The organism is Syntrophomonas sp. DTU019 (genome assembly GCA_913757435.1).
GTDB lineage: Bacteria > Bacillota > Syntrophomonadia > Syntrophomonadales > Syntrophomonadaceae > DTU019.
In genome coordinates, this window is record CAJYDM010000017.1 from 1 (window position 1) to 776 (window position 776).

Genomic DNA, 776 nt, shown 5'->3' on the forward strand with positions numbered 1-776 from the left:
CAGATCAGCCTGTTTAATGAAGCTGAAGATAGTGCGAACCCCGAGCTTGAAGAGCCGACCGTGGAAACGATCACATATCAGCGCAAGAAAAAGCAGGCCGGTCAGAGAGAAGACAAGCTTAAGGACCTGCCGGTTGAAGTTATCGAATACCGTCTTGAAGAACACGAGCAAGTCTGTCCATGCTGTAAGGGTGCCCTGCATGAGATGAGCACTCAGGTCAGGCAGGAACTTAAGATCATACCGGCCCAGGTTTCAGTCGTCAAACATGTCCAATACATATATGCTTGCCGTCAGTGCGAAACAGATAACATTACGACACCGATAATCAAGGCTGAAATGCCCAAGCCAATATTACCGGGCAGCCTGGCTTCCCCCTCCATATTGGCTTACATAATGGATCAAAAGTACACCAGCAGTCTGCCTTTGTACCGTCAGGAACAGCAGTTTTCGCGTCTGGGTATTGATCTGTCACGCCAGACCATGGCAAATTGGCTGCTAAATGCCGCCGATCCCTGGCTTAAGATAATCTATGACCGAATGCATGAGCAGCTGCTTCAGCGGGATATCCTGCATGCTGACGAGACAACCCTGCAAGTATTGAAAGAACCGGGCCGTTTAGCCGAATCAAAGTCCTACATGTGGCTCTACCGAACTGGAAGGGATGGGCCAGCTATTGTTCTGTATGATTACCAGACAACTAGAGCCAGCAAACATCCGAACAGTTTCTTGTCTGGATTTACGGGCTATCTGCAAACCGATGGCTACAGTGGCTATGG

1 protein-coding gene is annotated in these 776 nt (G+C 49.4%); it reads left to right on the forward strand.

Features of this window, described 5'->3' with window-relative positions:
• On the forward strand, nt 1–776 hold a 776-nt coding region (tnpC, locus tag AC15IQ_RS15320), incomplete at both ends, for an IS66 family transposase (protein ID WP_483180365.1).